This window comes from Pseudomonas donghuensis, assembly GCF_000259195.1.
GTDB classification, from domain to species: Bacteria; Pseudomonadota; Gammaproteobacteria; order Pseudomonadales; family Pseudomonadaceae; genus Aquipseudomonas; species Aquipseudomonas donghuensis.
Map to the genome: position 1 here is coordinate 110832 of NZ_JH650770.1, position 17079 is coordinate 127910.

Annotated in this window: 11 protein-coding genes; 7 read left to right on the forward strand and 4 right to left on the reverse strand. The window is 65.0% G+C overall.

The window, feature by feature from the left end:
• Window positions 1-23: 23 nt before the first annotated feature.
• The 4 genes from UW3_RS27260 to UW3_RS0118260 all read left to right on the forward strand — a co-directional run bounded on the left by UW3_RS27260 (window position 24) and on the right by UW3_RS0118260 (window position 4856).
• The gene (locus UW3_RS27260; RefSeq protein ID WP_010224226.1) at window positions 24-827 is read left to right on the forward strand and encodes a DUF3050 domain-containing protein; all 804 of its coding nucleotides are present in this window, start codon (window positions 24-26) and stop codon (window positions 825-827) included.
• Between the two features lie 80 nt (window positions 828-907).
• Window positions 908-1972, forward strand: a complete 1065-nt coding sequence (locus UW3_RS0118250; RefSeq protein WP_010224228.1) for an HlyD family secretion protein — start codon at window positions 908-910, stop codon at window positions 1970-1972.
• On the forward strand, window positions 1969-3543 hold the full coding sequence (locus UW3_RS0118255) for a DHA2 family efflux MFS transporter permease subunit (protein ID WP_010224230.1): 1575 nt from the start codon (window positions 1969-1971) through the stop codon (window positions 3541-3543). Before UW3_RS0118250 ends, UW3_RS0118255 begins: the two co-directional genes overlap by 4 nt.
• Entirely contained in the window at window positions 3507-4856 is a 1350-nt protein-coding gene (locus UW3_RS0118260; protein WP_010224232.1) for a TolC family outer membrane protein, read from the forward strand. The genes UW3_RS0118255 and UW3_RS0118260 overlap by 37 nt, the downstream gene beginning before the upstream one ends.
• Here UW3_RS0118260 and pcaQ read toward each other — a convergent pair.
• The 4 genes from pcaQ to UW3_RS0118280 all read right to left on the reverse strand — a co-directional run bounded on the left by pcaQ (window position 4847) and on the right by UW3_RS0118280 (window position 12890).
• On the reverse strand, window positions 4847-5779 hold the full coding sequence (gene pcaQ / locus UW3_RS0118265) for a pca operon transcription factor PcaQ (RefSeq protein WP_010224234.1): 933 nt from the start codon (window positions 5777-5779) through the stop codon (window positions 4847-4849). The genes UW3_RS0118260 and pcaQ overlap by 10 nt on opposite strands.
• A gap of 126 nt (window positions 5780-5905) precedes the next feature.
• Window positions 5906-6271, reverse strand: a complete 366-nt coding sequence (nirD, locus tag UW3_RS0118270; RefSeq protein WP_010224236.1) for a nitrite reductase small subunit NirD — start codon at window positions 6269-6271, stop codon at window positions 5906-5908.
• Complete coding sequence (gene nirB, locus UW3_RS0118275; RefSeq protein WP_010224238.1) at window positions 6271-8829, reverse strand: nitrite reductase large subunit NirB; 2559 nt, start codon at window positions 8827-8829, stop codon at window positions 6271-6273. Before nirB ends, nirD begins: the two co-directional genes overlap by 1 nt.
• A 275-nt stretch (window positions 8830-9104) precedes the next feature.
• Window positions 9105-12890 carry a bifunctional nitrate reductase/sulfite reductase flavoprotein subunit alpha gene (locus UW3_RS0118280; protein WP_010224240.1) on the reverse strand — a complete coding sequence of 1262 codons (3786 nt, stop codon included), beginning with the start codon at window positions 12888-12890 and terminating at the stop codon, window positions 9105-9107.
• 297 nt (window positions 12891-13187) lie between these two features.
• Between UW3_RS0118280 and map the strand changes: the two genes are divergently transcribed.
• The 3 genes from map to UW3_RS27265 all read left to right on the forward strand — a co-directional run.
• Entirely contained in the window at window positions 13188-13976 is a 789-nt protein-coding gene (map, locus tag UW3_RS0118285) for a type I methionyl aminopeptidase (RefSeq protein WP_010224243.1), read from the forward strand.
• A 99-nt stretch (window positions 13977-14075) separates the two neighbouring features.
• The gene (locus tag UW3_RS0118290; RefSeq protein WP_010224245.1) at window positions 14076-14774 is read left to right on the forward strand and encodes a DUF1266 domain-containing protein; all 699 of its coding nucleotides are present in this window, start codon (window positions 14076-14078) and stop codon (window positions 14772-14774) included.
• Window positions 14771-17079 (forward strand): J domain-containing protein (locus tag UW3_RS27265; protein ID WP_010224247.1); only part of this gene is annotated, 2309 nt, incomplete at its 3' end. The genes UW3_RS0118290 and UW3_RS27265, both read left to right, overlap by 4 nt.

Consider the following 17079-nt stretch of genomic DNA (forward strand, 5'->3'; position numbering starts at 1 on the left):
CAATGACACTCATGGAGCCGAGTATGTCTTTCGAGATCGATCAATATATCCAGGACGAACGCCGCACCCTGCTGGAGCACCCGCTGTTCGCCAATATCGCCACCCTGGATGACGTGCGCTTGCTGATGGAGGTCCACGTCTTTGCGGTGTGGGACTTCATGACCCTGCTCAAACGCATCCAGCGTGACCTGACCTGCGTCGAGCTGCCGTGGCTGGCGCCCAAGCACATCACCGCCGCCCGCCTGATCAACGAGATAGTCATCGGCGAGGAAACCGACGAGCGTCCCGGTGGCGGCTTCATCAGCCACATGGAGCTGTATGTCAACGCCATGGAAGAAATCGGTGCCAACACCGCGCCGTTTCGCAACTTCCTCACCCAGCTCGGTAACGGCGCCCCGCTTGGCCAGGCCCTGGCGGCCCCGGACATTCCGCTGCCGGCCAAGATCTTCGTCAGCCAGACCCTCGACGTCGCCCTGTACGGCACCACGGAGCAAGCCCTGGCGTATTTCTTCTTCGGTCGCGAAGACATCATCCCGGACATGTTCGGGCGCCTGCTGGAGAACTGGTCGGTCAGCGAGGATAGCGTGCCGATGCTGACCTACTACCTCAAACGCCACATCGAGATGGACGGCGACGACCACGGCCCGGCGGCCAAACGCATCATCGCCGCCATCATCACCGAACCGGCCCAGCAAACCCAGTTGGTCAACAGCGCGCGCAGCGCCATCAATGCCCGCATCGGCCTGTGGGACGGCGTGCAGCACCTGTTGGCCGAGCGCCTGCCGACACCCGAATTACAACACCAGTACCAGGCCGAACTGGGCTGAGGGCAGCACCTGCGTGCCGGGCTACGGCCCGGTGCACAGCCCTTCCTGCGCGATAAAAATCCAGACGAAGAGCGTATGACATGGTGAAAAGCAAATACGGCAAATTGGCGGTATGTGCACTGGTAATCGGTGGCCTGCTGTTTCTTGGCTGGCAGCGCTGGCAATACGCCCGGGAATACGTCAGTACCGACAATGCCGAGGTGGAGGGGGTCATCATCCCGATCCGTGCCAAACTCTCCGGAACCGTGGTCGAGGTTCCGATCCGCGAAAACGCCCGGGTCGAACAGGGCGAACTGCTCTACCAGGTACGCGAGGACGAGTACCGCCGGCGGGTCGAGCAAGCCCAGGCCAACTACCTCGGCCTGATGGTCGCCGCCGGCCAGGGTGGCATGCCCGGCCTGATGGACAGCCAGGTGCGCAGCGCCGCGGCCCGCAGCCTTGCCGCCGAAGCCGCCATCGCCCAGCTCGGTGCCAACCTCGAGCAAGCCCGCAGCGACTACCAGCGTACCCGGCGCCTGGCCAGCCAGGGCGTAGTCAGCACCCAGGACCTGGAAGCCGCCCAGGCGCGCTTCAATGCCCTGAACCACGAGCTACAGGCAGCCCGCAGTAACTCCCGCGCCGCCGTCGAAGGCACCCTGGCCAACAAGGCGGCACTGAAAGTCGAGGAATACCGTATCGGTGCTGCCGAAGCGGAACTTGAACTGGCTCGGATCCAGCTGCAGGACACCCGCCAGACCTCGCCCCAGGCCGGCATCATCGCAAAAAAGGAAGTCGAGCCCGGGCAATTCGTGGTCGCCGGGCAAAAGCTCTTGAGCCTGGTCAGTACCGAGCACCTGTGGGTAATCGCCAATTTCAAGGAAACCCACATCGGCCGCGTGCGGGTCGGACAAAAGGCCCGGATCAGCGTCGATGCCTTCCCCGGTGAACGCTTCGAAGGCGTCGTGCAAAGCCTGGTGCCGGCCACTGGTGCGCGCTTCTCACTGCTGCCCCAGGAAAACGCCACCGGCAACTTCACCAAGGTAGTGCAGCGCATCCAGGCGCGCATCGAACTCGACCAGGTGCCCGAGCGATACCGCAATGCGTTGAGCCAGGGCATGAGCGTGTTCGTTGAGGTGAACATCCGGGACGCCGAGCAGACCCTATGAAATCGCCCTGGCTGGTGGCCTTCACGGTCACCCTGATCTCGATGATGGAGCTGCTCGATGTCACCATCGTCAACGTTGCCATTCCCAGCTTGATGGGCAGCTTCGGCGCCTCGGTGGATGAAATCTCCTGGGTCTCGACCGGTTACATCGTCGCCAACGTAGTAATCCTCCCGGCCAGTGGCTGGCTGTCGGCCTGGTTCGGCCGGCGCAACTACTACCTGGTTTCCTCGACCCTGTTCGTACTGGCCTCGCTGGGCTGCGCGATGTCCACCGAGCTCTGGCAACTGGTGGCCTTCCGGATTATCCAGGGCCTGGCTGGCGGTGGCTTGCTGGGTATCTCCCAGGCAATCATCTACGACGTGTTCCCCAAGGAAAAGGTCAGCACTGGCCTGGCCCTGTACGGGGTCGGGGTAATGATGGGACCGACCCTGGGGCCCTCGGTGGGCGGTTACCTGATCGATGAATTCTCCTGGCACTGGATCTTTCTGATCAACCTGCCGATCGGCGCTGTGGCGATCCTTCTGTCGTGGCTCTGCGTGCATGACTCAATCAACGAGAAACGCCCGCAAAGCATCGACTACATCGGCTTCGCCCTGCTCGCCCTGGGCGTCGGCAGCCTGCAGATCATGCTCGAGCGCGGCGAACACTGGGACTGGCTGGAATCGGACCTGACCATCGCCTGCCTGCTGCTGGGCAGCTTCGGCCTGCTGGCGTTTTTCTGGTGGGAGCAGCGCGTGGCCACTCCGATCGTCAATATGGCGCTGTTTCGCAACCGCGAGTTCCTCATGGGCTCGGTCTGTGCCTTTTGTGTCGGCTTCGGCCTGTACAGCACGCTGTTCATGGTGCCGTTACTGCTGCAGACGCTGCTGGACCAGAGCGCCTACCAGAGCGGCATGGTGATCTTTCCCGGGGCCCTGGCCAGCGCCGTGAGCACCCTGGTGATCGGCAAGCTGTCCCAGGAAAACAAGATCGATGAACGGCTGTTCGTCAGCGTCGGCATCCTCATCTACGGCTATGCGATGTACCTGCACACCCAGTTCACCCTGCAAAGCAGCCCCGACACCCTGTACTGGCCGCTGATCATCCGCGGGCTTGGCCTGGGCATGATTTTCGTTCCGCTCACCAACCTGGCCATGCGCCAACTGCCTGCACAGCTGATCTCGGTCGGTTCGGGGGTGCTCAACCTCATGCGCCAGCTCGGTGGCAGCGTCGGCATCGCCATCGCCGCGACCTTGCTGACGCGCTTTTCCTGGGCGCGCTACCGGCAATTATCCGAGCACGTCACCGAGTCGAGCATCATCGCCAGCGGCTGGGATGTTGCCCGCTACGACCCACGCGTGCTCTCGCTGGGCACCAGCGATCCGGCCCAGGCGCAAGCCCTGCTGGCCCTGGTCAATACCCGTGAACAGGCACAGATGCTCGGCTTCAGCATGCTCTTCGGCCTGCTTGGCGCAGTAATGCTGATCGGTGTGCCGATGGTCCTGCTGATGCGCAACCCCAAACGAATCGCTCAATCCGAACAGGAAGCCTTGCCGTGCTCGAACAACTCTCGCGAATCCGCGCAAGCCTGATCGCCCTGCTACTGCTCGCCAGCAGCCAGCAGGCCCGGGCTGATGACCTCTACCAGCTCTATCAAAAAGCCCTGGCCCATGACATGAAATACGCCGCGGCCATCGAACAACAACGTGCCAGCAACGAGAAAGAACCCCAGGGCCGCGCCCTGCTGCTGCCCAACCTGTCACTTGAAGGGGGCGCCGCCTGGGTCGACCGCGACGACAGCGGCGCGTCCACACGCAACCGCGACAACTCCAATGCCTACGCACTGGTGCTGATCCAGCCGCTGCTGCGCTGGCAGAACGTGATCGGCCATGACCAGAGCAAGGCCCTGGTGCTGGCCGGGGAAATCAACCTGCAGGCCGCCCGCCAGGACCTGATGCTGCGAGTCGCCGACGCCTACTTTGACCTGCTGCTGGCCGAAGACCTGCTCAGCACCAGCCGCCAGCAGGTGCGCACCCTGCAGGAGCAGCGCAGCAAGGCTGAACGCTTCTACCAGGCCGGCTCCGGCACCGAAAGCGAAGTGCAGCGCATCCAGGCCCGCTACGACCTGGCCTATGCCCGGCAGATGGCCGCGCACAACGCCGTGCAATTGCACCAGGAAACCCTGGCGCAGTTGACCGGCAGTGTACCCGCGGCCCTGGCGCGGCTCGACCCGCAGGTGCGCTTCCAGGGGCCGCAGCCAGCGCTGATCGGCACCTGGGCCGAGCAGGCGCAACAGCACAACCTCAAGGTCCAGGCGGCGCAGATCAAGCGCCTGGTGGCAGAAAAGGAAATCGACAAGCAGCAAGCCGGGCATTTGCCCACGGTCGACCTGGTGGCCGCTCACGGCCGCTTCGCCTCGGTGGGCGGCAGCCTCTACGACGTCACCCTGCCGGAAGAAAAGTACACCCAGACCGTGGTCGGTGTGCAGGTCAGCCTGCCATTGTACGCCGGTGGCGGCACCACCAGCCGCACCCGCGAAGCCCGCGCCCTGCACGGTGTGGCCCTGGATGAAGTCGAGGACGCCCGCCGCGAGGCCGGCCTGATGGCGCGCCAGGCCTACCTGACCCTGACCAGCGGCATCAGCCAGTACGCGGCGCTGCAGCAGGCGCTGCGTTCCAGCCAGACCAACCTGACCTCGACCACCCGCGCCTTCGAGGCCGGCGCGCGGATCAGTTCCGATGTGCTGGACGCCGAACAACAGGTGACCCAGACCGAACAGCAACTGGCCGAGCAGCGTTATGCGATCGTGCTGGCCCAGCTCAGGTTGCTGGCCGCCAGCGGCAGCCTCGGCGACGCCGGCCTGCAAGAGATCAACGCCCTGCTCTCAGCGGGCGCTCAAGGGTAGTGGCCGTCGCGGTACTGCGCCGCCACCTCGCGCAAAACCTCGCATAACCATTGCGCAGGCAACGCCAGGGGCAAGGCGGCGTTGCTGCAGATGCCGACCGAGCCGCCCGGTTCACTGACGCCCAGGTCCAGCTCGCACAGTTCACCGCGGCTGAGGTCAACGCGCACCGCATCCCGGGGGGCGACCCAGACCGCATCGCTGCCTTGCACATAACGTCGGCTGAGGGCCGGCGACAGGGTTTCCAGGCGTTGCGCCGGTTGCTCGATGGCGCACTGCACGAACAGGCTGTCGGCATGCTTGCGGATGGTCGTGCCGGCCAGCGGCAGCACCAGCGGGTAGTGCCCGACCTGGCTGCGCTCGATCGGCTGGCGGCCGAGCAAAGGGTGACCTGGGCGCACCACCAGCGACATCGACTCGCTGTACAGGTGCTCGAACATCAGCCCCTGAATCTGCGGGCTGTCGGTCATGCGCCCGATCACCAGGTCCAGTTCGCCCACATGCAATTGCCCCAGCAGGTGCGCACTGGGGCCAGTGGCAACGCTGACCACCAGGGCCTCATGGCGCTGGTGCAGGCGGCACAGCACCTCGGGCATCAGCAGGCTTTCAACCGTCGACAACACGCCGACACGCACCTGGGGCGGTGCGTGCTCTTCACCGCGCAGGGTGCTCACCCCTTCGCGCAGGGCCTGCACGCTGGGGCCGGCGTAGCGCATGAAACGCACCCCGGCCGGGGTCAGCTCGACGCCCTGCTTGCTGCGCTCGAACAGCCGCGTCTCAAGCAGCTCTTCAAGCTCCTTGAGGGTCTTGGAGATAGCCGGCTGACTGATCGCCATGGCGTCGGCAGCCTTGGCGAAACTGCCCTGGCGGGCGATTTCGAGAAAGCACAGCAAGTGGCGGAATTTGATCCGGGTGTCGAGGTTCATCCCGGGAGTTTATCGGGGCTCCGGCAAGACTGCGACCGCTTTGCGGTCGATCGCCGACAAGACCGGCTCCCACAGGTACTGCATACCCCAGACACTGCGGGGGCTGGCTTGCCAGCGATGAGGCCATCAGCAGCGCCCCAACTCTATCTGCTCACCACTGATGCGCACCGGCCACACCTGCAAGGCCTGCTGCGGATCCTCCAGGCAACGCCCGTCACGCAAGCAGAAATGCTGCTTGTACAACGGTGCCGCCACCACCAACTCGCCCTTGAGCTCCCCCACCAGCCCGCGGCCGATCACATTGGCCCCTGACTTGGGGTCGCGGTTGTCCACGGCAAACAGTGGCGTGGCATGCCCGGGCAGGTAGAACAGCGCCACCTGGCGGCCGTCGAACCACACCACCACCCCGGACTGGGCGATCAGGTCGGTACGGCTGCAGACCGCCTGCCAGTGTTGCGCCTGAACAGTTATCGCAGCGTTGGTCTGGCTCATCAGAGCACCTCCTCGGTGGTCGGGATCAAGTGAAGTTCGCCGGCGCCGATGGGCCGGCGCTGGCCGCGTTCGCGGACAAAGTGCACACCCGGGTCCGGGCGCTGGTCGTTGACGAAGGTGCGGAAGCGCTTGAGCTTGTCCGGGTCTTTGAGGGCATTGGCCCACTCGCACTCGTAGCGGTCGACCACCAGCTGCATCTGCGCTTCCAGTTCTGCGCCCAGGCCCAGGCTGTCGTCGAGGATCACCTGCTTGAGGTAGTCCAGGCCGCCCTCCAGGCTTTCGCGCCACACCGAGGTGCGCTGCAGCTTGTCGGCGGTACGGATGTAGAACATCAGCACGCGGTCGATGATGCGGATCAGGCTGGCGTCGTCCAGGTCGGTGGCGAACAGTTCGGCATGCCGCGGGCGCATGCCGCCGTTGCCGCAGATGTACAGGTTCCAGCCTTTCTCGGTAGCGATCACGCCGATGTCCTTGCTCTGTGCCTCGGCGCATTCGCGGGTGCAGCCGGACACCGCGAACTTGAGCTTGTGCGGCGAACGCAGGCCCTTGTAGCGGTCTTCCAGGGTCAGGGCCATCTGTACGCTGTCCTGTACGCCGTAGCGGCACCAGGTACTGCCCACGCAGGATTTCACCGTGCGCGTCGACTTGCCGTAGGCGTGGCCGGTCTCGAAGCCTGCGGCAATCAGTTCGGCCCAGATTTCTGGCAATTCATGCAGCTGGGCGCCGAACAGGTCGATGCGCTGGCCGCCGGTGATCTTGGTATAGAGGTCGTATTTTTTCGCCACTTCGCCGATGACGATCAGCTTCTCGGGGGTGATCTCGCCGCCGGGAATCCGCGGCACCACCGAGTAGGTGCCGTTCTTCTGCATGTTGGCCATGAAGGTGTCGTTGGTGTCCTGTAGTGGTACCAGCGACGGGTCCATGATCGGTTGGTTCCAGCACGAGGCGAGAATCGAGCCGATCGTGGGTTTGCAGATATCGCAGCCGACATGGCCGCGACCATGCCTGGCGAGCATCTCGTCAAAACTGAGGATGCCCTCGACCCGCACCAGCGCGTACAGCTCCTGGCGGGTGTAGGCGAAGTGCTCGCAGAGGCTCTTGTCGACGCTGACCCCACGGGCGATCAGTTCATGCTCGAACACCTGCTTGAGCAACGCCGCACAACCACCGCAACCGGTGCAGGCCTTGGTCTGCTGCTTGAGCTCGCCGAGGTCGCCGCAACCGTTGTCGATAGCCGCGCAGACCGCGCCCTTGCTGACGTTGTGGCAGGAGCAGAGGGTCGCGCTGGCGGGCAAGGCATCGATGCCCAGTGCCGGCGCGCCGGCCGACTGCGGCAGGATCAGGCCGGCCGGGTCGGCTGGCAGGGCAATGCCGTTCTGCACGTATTGCAGCAAGGTGTCGTAGTAGCTGTTGTCGCCGACCAGCACCGCGCCGATCACCTGTTTGCCGCTGGCATCGACCACCAGCCGGCGATAGGCCGATGCGGCTTCGTCGATAAAGCGATAGCTGCGTGCGCCCGGCGTGGCGCCGTGAGCGTCGCCGATGGAGCCGACATCGACGCCGAGCAGTTTGAGCTTGGTCGACATGTCGGCACCGGTAAAATTGCCAGCGTCTTCACCGGCCAGGGCCGCCGCGACATTGCGCGCCATGCTGTAGCCCGGCGCTACCAGGCCGAACACGCTGCCGTTCCATGAGGCACATTCGCCAATGGCGAAGATCCGTGGGTCGCTGCTGCGACACGCGCTGTCGATCACCACCCCGCCGCGCGGCGCGATTTCCAGGCCGCTGCTGCGACCCAGGGCGTCCTGTGGGCGGATACCGGCGGAGAACACGATCAGGTCGGTTTCAAGAAACTCGCCGCCGTCGAAGTTCATCCGGTAGCGATAGTCTTCACCGGCAACGATGGCCTGGGTCGCCCGCGACAGGTGCACGCCAACCCCCAGGGCTTCGATCTGCGCACGCAAGGCCGCGCCGCCTTCGGCATCCAGTTGCACCGGCATCAAGCGCGGGGCGAACTCCACCACGTGGGCCTCCAGGCCCAAGGACTTCAAGGCATTGGCCGCCTCAAGGCCGAGCAGGCCACCGCCGACCACCACGCCACGGCGGGCACTGCTGGCGGCGGCGCGGATGGCATCGAGATCATCGAGGGTGCGATAGACCAGGCGCGCCGCCCCGTGCGAGCCTTCAATCGGCGGCACGAACGGATAGGAGCCGGTGGCCAGGACCAGTTGATCATAAGGGTAGCGCCCGGCGCGGGTGACCACTTCGCAGCGTTCGCGGTCGATCTCCAGGACCGGCTCACCCAGGTGCAGGTGGATGCCGTGCCCGGCGTACAAACCCGCCTCGCCCAGCGCCAGGGTCTCGGCATCACTGCCACTGAAGTACTCCGACAGGTGCACACGGTCGTAGGCGCGCTGGCGCTCTTCGCCGAACACCCGCACCTGGAAGCGGCCCAGGGCACCGCGTTCGATCAGTTGCTCGATGCAGTGATGACCGACCATGCCGTTGCCGACGATGATCAGCTGTTGCCGCGCTTCGATGCTGGTAAACCCATTCATACCCGATCCTCACTCAAGGCCATTCACGGTGGCTTTGCTGCTGGGGGCCAACCCCGAAAAACAAAAAAGGCGCCTGGAGCCGAAGCTCCAGGCGCCTTTGCCTGGTCGTTTTATGTAGTCCCGGTTGCGAATCGCCATTGACCCGCGAGGACGTTGTAAGCAAGCAAAAGCAGGTAGCGTGCCAACTGCCAAAGCCTTTGAAACCGGGGGTTCTACGCTATCCGTCCGGGCCGTTATCGACCCAGGCTGGTGCAGCCCTCCCCCTTATGGGGCACTCAGTAGACGTCGCGCAGGTAGCGCTTGGCGCGGCTCAGTTCGCTGACATAGGCCTCGGCCCGCTCCACACTCATGCCGCCGTGCTGATGAACCGCCTGCTTGAGCGCCGCATCGACGTCCCTGGCCATGCGCTCGGCGTCACCACAGACATACAAGTGCCCGCCCTCCTCCAGCCAGCGCCAGAGTTCGGCGCCGTGTTCGAGCATGCGCTGCTGGACGTAGATCTTCTGCGCCTGGTCGCGGGAGAACGCGGTGTCCAGGCGGCTCAGGTGGCCGTCCCGCTGCCAGGCCAGCAGCTCGTCGCGGTAGTAGAAATCCGTGGCCGCTTGCTGCTCACCGAACAGCAGCCAGTTGCGGCCTGTGGCACCCTCGGCCTGACGCTCCTGAAGAAACGCCCGGAACGGCGCCACACCGGTGCCGGGGCCAACCATGATCACCGGCGCCGAGCTGTCACTGGGCAGGCGAAAGTGCGCGGTCGGCTGGCTGAAGATTTCTACCCGGCCGGGCTCGCTGCGGTCGGCCAGGTAGGTCGAGCACACGCCCTTGCGCTGGCCGTAACGGACGGTGGAAACCGTCAGGTGCACCTGATGCGGATGCAGCTTCTGGCTTGAGCTGATCGAGTACAGCCGCGGCTGCAAGGGTTTGAGCAGGCCCAACCAGCTATCCAGGCTCAGCTCGGGTTTGCACGCGTGCACCAGGTCGATCAGCTGTTTGCCCCACAGCCAGTCCTTGAGCGCAGCCTTGTTGTGCGGTGCAAGCAACTCGCGCAACTGCGCATTGCCAACCGCGAAGGCCTCGAGCAATGGCGGCGTGATGCGGGCGATCTCCAGGTGCTCCAGCAGCGCCTCGGCCAACGGCATGTCGGCCTGGCCCTTGAGGCTGACGCAGCGGCTGCCATCGAAGCGGGTGGCGGTCAGCAGTTCGTCGACCAACGCCGGGCAGTTGCGCGGCCATACACCCAGGGCGTCACCGGACTGATAAGTGAAACCGCTGTCGCCCAGGTCGAATACCAGTTGGCGGGTTTCCTTGAGCGCACCGGGGCCATTGAGCAGGCGATTGCCGACCAGGGTCGTTGCCAGCGGCCTGGTTTTGCTGAAGCCGGTTGCGGCCGGCGCTGCCACTGGCGCTTCGAACAGCAGCTCGCCGTGGCCCAGTTTGCCCAGCAGCGCCTGCAACCATTGCCCGGCCGGTTCATTGAAATCGCCCTCGCAATCGACCCTGTCCAGCAAGCGCTCAGCCCCCAGTTCTGCCAGGCGCTGATCGAGCTTGCGACCAAACCCGCAGAACTGTTCATAGCTGGAATCCCCCAGGGCCAGCACCGCATAGGGCACACCGGCGCAGCGTTGGGAGTGCTCGCCATGCAGGCCACGCCAGAACGCCGCGCCGCTGTCCGGCGCGTCACCGTCGCCAAAGGTACTGGCGATCAGCAGCAGGCTGGCGGGATTGTCCAGTTGCTCCACAGCCACGTCTTCCATGCAGCGCAACTGGACCGGCAAGCCGACCTGGCGCAAGCGCTCGGCGCACTGTTCGGCCAGGGCCTGACCGTTGCCGGTTTGCGAGGCCCAGAGCAGCAGGTGCTTGTCCTGTACCGAGGCGTGCTGCTGATCGACCTGGACGGCCTCGATACGTTCGCCAGCGACCCGGCTCAGGGCCACCGCGCAGTACTTGAAGGCCGGTTGCAGCGACAGCGGATCGACCGCGTCGCTGGTCAGCGCATTGATCGCCAGGTTGTCGCCGTAGACGTCGTTCCAATGAAACGGCGCAAAGCAGTTGCCCGCCAGTACCCGGGTGGTGATCCGTGCCGGCAGCAGCGCCTGCCCGCGGCGTGAACGGATCTGCACCTGATCCTTTTCAGCGATGCCCAGGCGCTCGGCATCGTCCGGATGAATCTCCACGAACGGCCCGGGGTCGAGCTTGTTCAACGCCGCCACCTTGCCGGTCTTGGTCAGGGTGTGCCACTGGTGCTGGACCCGGCCTGTGTTGAGCACCAGCGGAAAGTCAGCGTCCGGCCGTTCGGCGCTGGGCAGGCAAGGCCGGGCAAAGAAGCGTGCCTTGCCGCTGGGGGTGGGGAAGGCAATGGCAGGCACCTGGCCTTGCGCATCACGCAGCAGGACCTGGCTGACACCGTCGTTGCGATAGCGCAGCGGGCTGCGATCATGCTCGCACCCGGGCTCACACGGCCACTGCTGCGGTGCCTCACGCAAGCTGGCATAGCTGACGCCGCGCACATCGTAGCCGGTGGCCGGGTTCCAGGCCTGGCGCAGCTCGTCGAACACCGCCTCGGCATTGGCGTAGCTGAACGCCTCGGCGTAGCCCATGGCACAGGCGATACGGGCAATGATCTGCCAGTCGGGCAAACTCTCGCCCGGCGCCTCGACGGCCTGGTTCATCAGGGTCAGGTTGCGCTCGGAGTTGACCATCACCCCCTCGCCCTCGGCCCACAAGGCGGCGGGCAGGAGGATATCGGCGTAGCGATTGGTCTCGGTGTCGAGGAAGGCATCCTGGGTGATCACCAGCTGCGCCGCCTGCAAGCCTTCGATCACCTGCTGGCGGTTGGCGACGCTGGCCACCGGGTTGCTGCAGATGATCCAACAGGCCTTGATCTGCCCGGCCGCCAGGCTTTCGAACAGCGCCACCGTGCCGTCACCGGCTTCGCTGCGTAGGCTGCCGGCTGGGATCTGCCAGAGCTGCTCGACGAAGGCACGATCTGCCGCGACCAGCGCCGAACGCTGCCCTGGCAGGCCGGGGCCCATGTAACCCATTTCGCGCCCACCCATGGCATTGGGCTGGCCGGTCAGCGAAAACGGCCCGCTGCCCGGCCGGCAAATGGCGCCGGTGGCCAGGTGCAGGTTGCACAGGGCGTTGGTCTGCCAGGTGCCATGGATGCTCTGGTTCAGGCCCATGGTCCAGCAACTCATCCACTCCGGGGCCTGGCCGATCCACGCTGCAGCTTGGCGGATATCGGCTTCGCGCAGCCCGGTGATGGCGGCGACCCGCTCAGGTGTGTAGTCCTCGAGAAAGGCCGGCATCGCCTCCCAGCCTTCGGTGTAGCGCTGGATGAAATCGGCGTCGCACTGGCCGTTCTGCCGCAATAGATAAAGCAGGCCATTGAGCAGCGCCAGGTCGGTGCCTGGCTTGATCTGCAGGAACAGGTCGGCCTTGGCGGCGGTGGCGCTGTTTCTGGGGTCGACGACGATCAGCCGCGCGCCGGCCTTGAGCCGGTCGAGCAGGCGCAAGAACAGGATCGGGTGACAATCGGCCATGTTCGCGCCAATCACGAAAAACACCTCGGCGCGATCAAAATCCTGGTAACTGCCCGGCGGCCCATCGGCGCCCAGCGACAGTTTGTAGCCGCTGCTGGCACTGGCCATGCACAGGCGCGAGTTGGACTCGATATGCCGGCTGCGGACAAAGCCCTTGGCCAGTTTGTTGATCAGGTACTGGGCCTCCAACGACATCTGTCCGGAGACATAGAACCCCAGGGCGTCGGGCCCATGCTCATCAATAATCGCCCGCAGGCGCTGCGCGGCCTGTTCGATGGCGGTCTGCATGCCGCGCTGCACCGGGTCGCGCTGACGCTGGTCACGCAAGTAGGCGTGCTCCATGCGCCCGGACTCGCGCAGCGGTTGATGGGCGGTCAGGCCCTTGGTGCACAGGCGGCCAAAGTTGCTGGGGTGCTGTTTGTCGCCACTGACCTTGGTCACCCGCCCGCCTTCCACGGTCATGACGATGCCACAACCGACGCCACAATACGGGCACACGCTGCGCACGCTGGTGCTGCTCATCGGCCTACCTCCTGATTGCGCAAACAAAAAGGCGCCCTGCTGCCCCGGCTTGAATCAACAAGCGGGGGCAACACGGCGCCTTTGTCGTGAACGGGGCAATCTGCGTTGATTGCCGGATGTTCAAGCTATAGCAAGGGCCGCGCCAGAATCGGCAAGGCCTTGCTGTGCGGGGCTCGGGCACTCACCGGCGGCTGCCAGGCTGCACCGCATTGGGCCCGCTTGCACCATCGGATGGCACAGCCAGCAGGCGTGGCCGTATCATTGGCGTACATTCAAAGAGACGAAATACCTTCCCCCATGAGCCAAGTGGTCCTGAAAAACGCCGAACAGCTGGCCCTGATGCGCACTGCCGGCCAGTTGCTGAGCCAGGTGTTCGCCCACCTCGACAATTTCATCGCCCCCGGGGTCAGCACCCTGCAGATCAACGACCGGGCCGAGGCGTTCATCGTCGATGTGCTCAAGGCGCGACCGGCGAGCAAGGGCCAGTACGGCTTTGCCTATTCGCTGAACACCTCGGTCGACCACGTGGTGTGCCACGGCGTGCCGCACGCCGACGAGGTGCTCAAGGCCGGCTCCATCGTCAACGTCGACATCACCCTGGAGCAAGGCGGCTACATTGCCGACTCGTCGAAGATGTACTGCCTGGGACAGATCGATGCCGCCGCCCGGCGACTGGTCGACACCACCTATGCCGCGCTCTGGCAAGGCATTCGCCACGTGCGCCCCGGCGCGACCCTGGGCGATATCGGCCACGCCATCCAGCGCCACGCCGAAGCCGCTGGCTACAACGTGGTGCGTGAGTACTGCGGCCACGGCATCGGCCGGCAGATGCACGAGGCGCCCGAAGTGTTGCACTACGGCCACCCCGGCAGCGGCCTGCCGCTCAAGCCCGGCATGGTGTTCACCATCGAGCCGATGATCAACCAGGGCGGACGTGGCGTGCGCACCCTCAAGGACGGCTGGACGGTGATCACCCGCGACCGCAGCCTGTCGGCGCAATGGGAACACACCATCGCCGTCACCGCCGACGGTTTTGAAGTGCTGACCCTGCGCGAAGAAGAGCGCGCCATGCTGGCCAGCGCTTAACGCAGCGAATCCGGTTTGCCGCGCACCGCGCGGCTCTCTACAATCCGCGCCATTACGGCCGGCACCCGCACACTCCTCTACCGGCCCCGGAGCTTTTTCATGGAAGAAATCGAGCAGCACTGGCTGTACGCCCTTTCCGCGCCCATGGTCGCCCTCAACGGCGCCAGCTACACCGCGGCGACCTACTTCGAAACCGACGTGGAAGACGAGGCCGACCTGAAAAAGTGGTGGGGCATCAGCAATCGCCAGGAGCTGCTTAAAATCCTCACCATGGCCGACACTGGCCACGCCCAGCAGGTCAAGGACGCCTACTGGCAAGCCGCGCGCTGCCTGCCCAGCGAATGGCAGCAGGTGCTTGAGCTGTTGAGCCCACGCCAACGCATCCAGTACCAATTCGCCCTGCGCACTCTCGCCGACTGCGGCCAAGGCGGCGTACGCGCCTGGGACATCGGGCGCATGAGCTACCTGCTGCGTGCCGGCCTGCGCAAGGGCTACGTCAGCCTCGATGAAAGCCTCTGGCTGCACGGCCGCCTGGCCCTGCGTGCACGCCACTACTACAACGACTGGGACCGCTACCTGGCCGGTTACCTGTTTGGCAGGGCGCTGTGGAACTGCTCCAGCAGCAGCGACGAGGAACTGGCCCAGAACCTGGAACGCCAGGGCAGCGAACACTGGAACCGTTGCATCATGATGAACCTGAGCCAAAACGCCCTGGACTTTTTCGCCAACATTCCTTGGGACCTGCCGCTAAACCTGCCTGAATGCCCCGACACCCTGCCAAAGGATTGCTGGTCATGAGCTGCTGGATTCGCCTGGGCATCGAGCCGACCAACGATCCCGATGTCATCCGCGGCGCTTACCGCGCGTTGTTGCCGCAGCACCACCCGGAAACCGACCCGCAAGGTTTCCAGGCCCTGCGCGAGGCCTATGAGCACGCCCTGCGCCTGGCCCGCGACGAGCAGGATGAGGACCTTGAGCACAACGATCCGGTGCCTGCGCGCAATACACTGATCGAACAGACCATGGCGGACTTCGCCAAGCTGCTCGCCGACCCGACCCGACGCTTCGATCCGCCGGCCTGGCAGGCCTTCATCGATGGTTTCAGCAGCTTGAGCCTGGGTGACCAGGAACAGATCAGCTGGCACCTTTTGTACAACCTGATGGAGGCCGGCCCGTTGTCGCACGCCTGCGTGCAGCTGATGGCCACTCACCTGGGCTGGGAAAACGAAGTGCTGCGTCTGGAGGATCCGCGCCAGGCCGACGAATTCCTCGAAAGTATCAGCGAGCCAGACCCGTTCGACACCCGCGTGATGAAACACTGGTCGGCCGAAGCGCAGGTCGAAGCCCTGTGGTTCGCCAGGAACCTGGATTACTTCTACCATAACCGGCCGCTGTTCGAATTCGAGAGCTTCGCCACCCTGCACACCTGCATGCCGTTCCCGGATGACCAGGCCTATATCCAGCGCCTGCTGGCACAGCTGTGCCAGGCCGGCATCGGCAACACCTGCTTCTTTGCCTTGATCGCCGAGCAACAACGCCAGGCGCCGGACGATATCGACCTGCTGTATATGCTCGCCTGCCAGGCCAGCGACACCGGCCAGGTAGAGCTGGCCCGCCAGTGCTGGACCCGCCTGTGGCGCGAACACCAGTACCCTGAAGCCGCCCGCTGGTTGCTGAACCTGTACGCCAAGCAACAGCCGCAGCGCCTGCCGCTGCTGATCCTGGCCATGGATCGCCTGGATCCGGTATACGAATGGCCGCAAGACCTGAACGATCCAGGGCAGACCTGGGGCAGCCCGTCGCAGCGCCCGGAAACCGTGACGCGCTTGTTCGAAGCCGCGCGTAACGAGCACGAAGGTATCGCCGGGATTTTCGTCAAATGGCGCCTGGACGGCAAAGATGAACTGCCGCTGCTGGCCTGGCTGCTCGACGATCAGCCGGACCGCCAGTTGCAGCGCCTGTACCGCCACGCCTGGGCACTGACCCGCGGTGACAGCGGCCTGCTGCGGCAAATCCTGGACGAACCGCTGGGCGATGATCCGCTGGAGATCCTGATCCTCGAAGGCTTCAAGTACCAGGCCGAGCAACAGTTGCGCTGGCTCAACCAGTCGCCGCTGGCCCTGGCCCTGACCGCCTTCATCAACAGCCCTTCGGCGCACCCGCAACTGCCCGAGGTGCTGCGCGAAGACAGCGGCTCGCCGGTGGCCCGCGACTGGCTGCGGCGGGTGCGCAGCTACCCGGCCGCAACCCTGCCCAAGCTCACCGAGCTGATCAAGCCGGGCAACCTGATGCCCGAGCCCTATGGCGTGCAGCTGCTTTCGGAACTGGCCGAGGCCGGTATCGAGCTGCCGCGCCCGCCTGCCGACGACGGCCTGTGGACCTGGCACCGGCAGAACCTGTTCATGCTCGCCCTGATCGATGAACCCGAGCGTTGGCTGGCGATGGTGCCGACGCAACTGCTGGCAAGCCTGCCGTATGCGCCTGGCCATCCGTTCGCCGGGTTGCAGCAGTTGCTGCTACGCCTGCAGAGCCAGCAAGGCAACGTCAATGGCCTGCTGGGCTGGCTGGACGACAACGATCCGCTGCAGCACTTTATCAGCCAGCGCCTGCTCACCGTGCAACAAGCCCTGGACAGCGCCAAGCTGCCCAGCAACCTGCAACTGTATGCCTGCCTGGAGCACGACCCGCACGCGTTTGACGATGACGTGCTGGGCATGATGGTGCTGTGCGGCATCCTCTATCACGACCCGAGCCTGAGCGCCGAGCAGCATGGCAGCCTGCTGCGGCGCATCTCCACCCTGACCTGCCCGGATGCCTGGTTCGAACCGTTTCGCAGCGGCCTGATCAAGGGCGAACCGGTGCGCCCGCCACGCAAGGTGCTGGAAGAAGACGAGCTGATCAACAGCACGCTGTTCTACAGCATGCTCGACGCCCTCAAGAACCTGGCACGCTACGGCAGCGCCGGGGTACCGCGGGCCAAGGTGCTCAAGGAGCTGCAGCGCGGCAAGGATTACCCGGGCATGGACGCCGGCATTCGCGCAGCACTGACGGCATTGCTGTCGTGGTCTGAGCGTCTGCTGCTGGCCAATACCGGCAGCCAGCC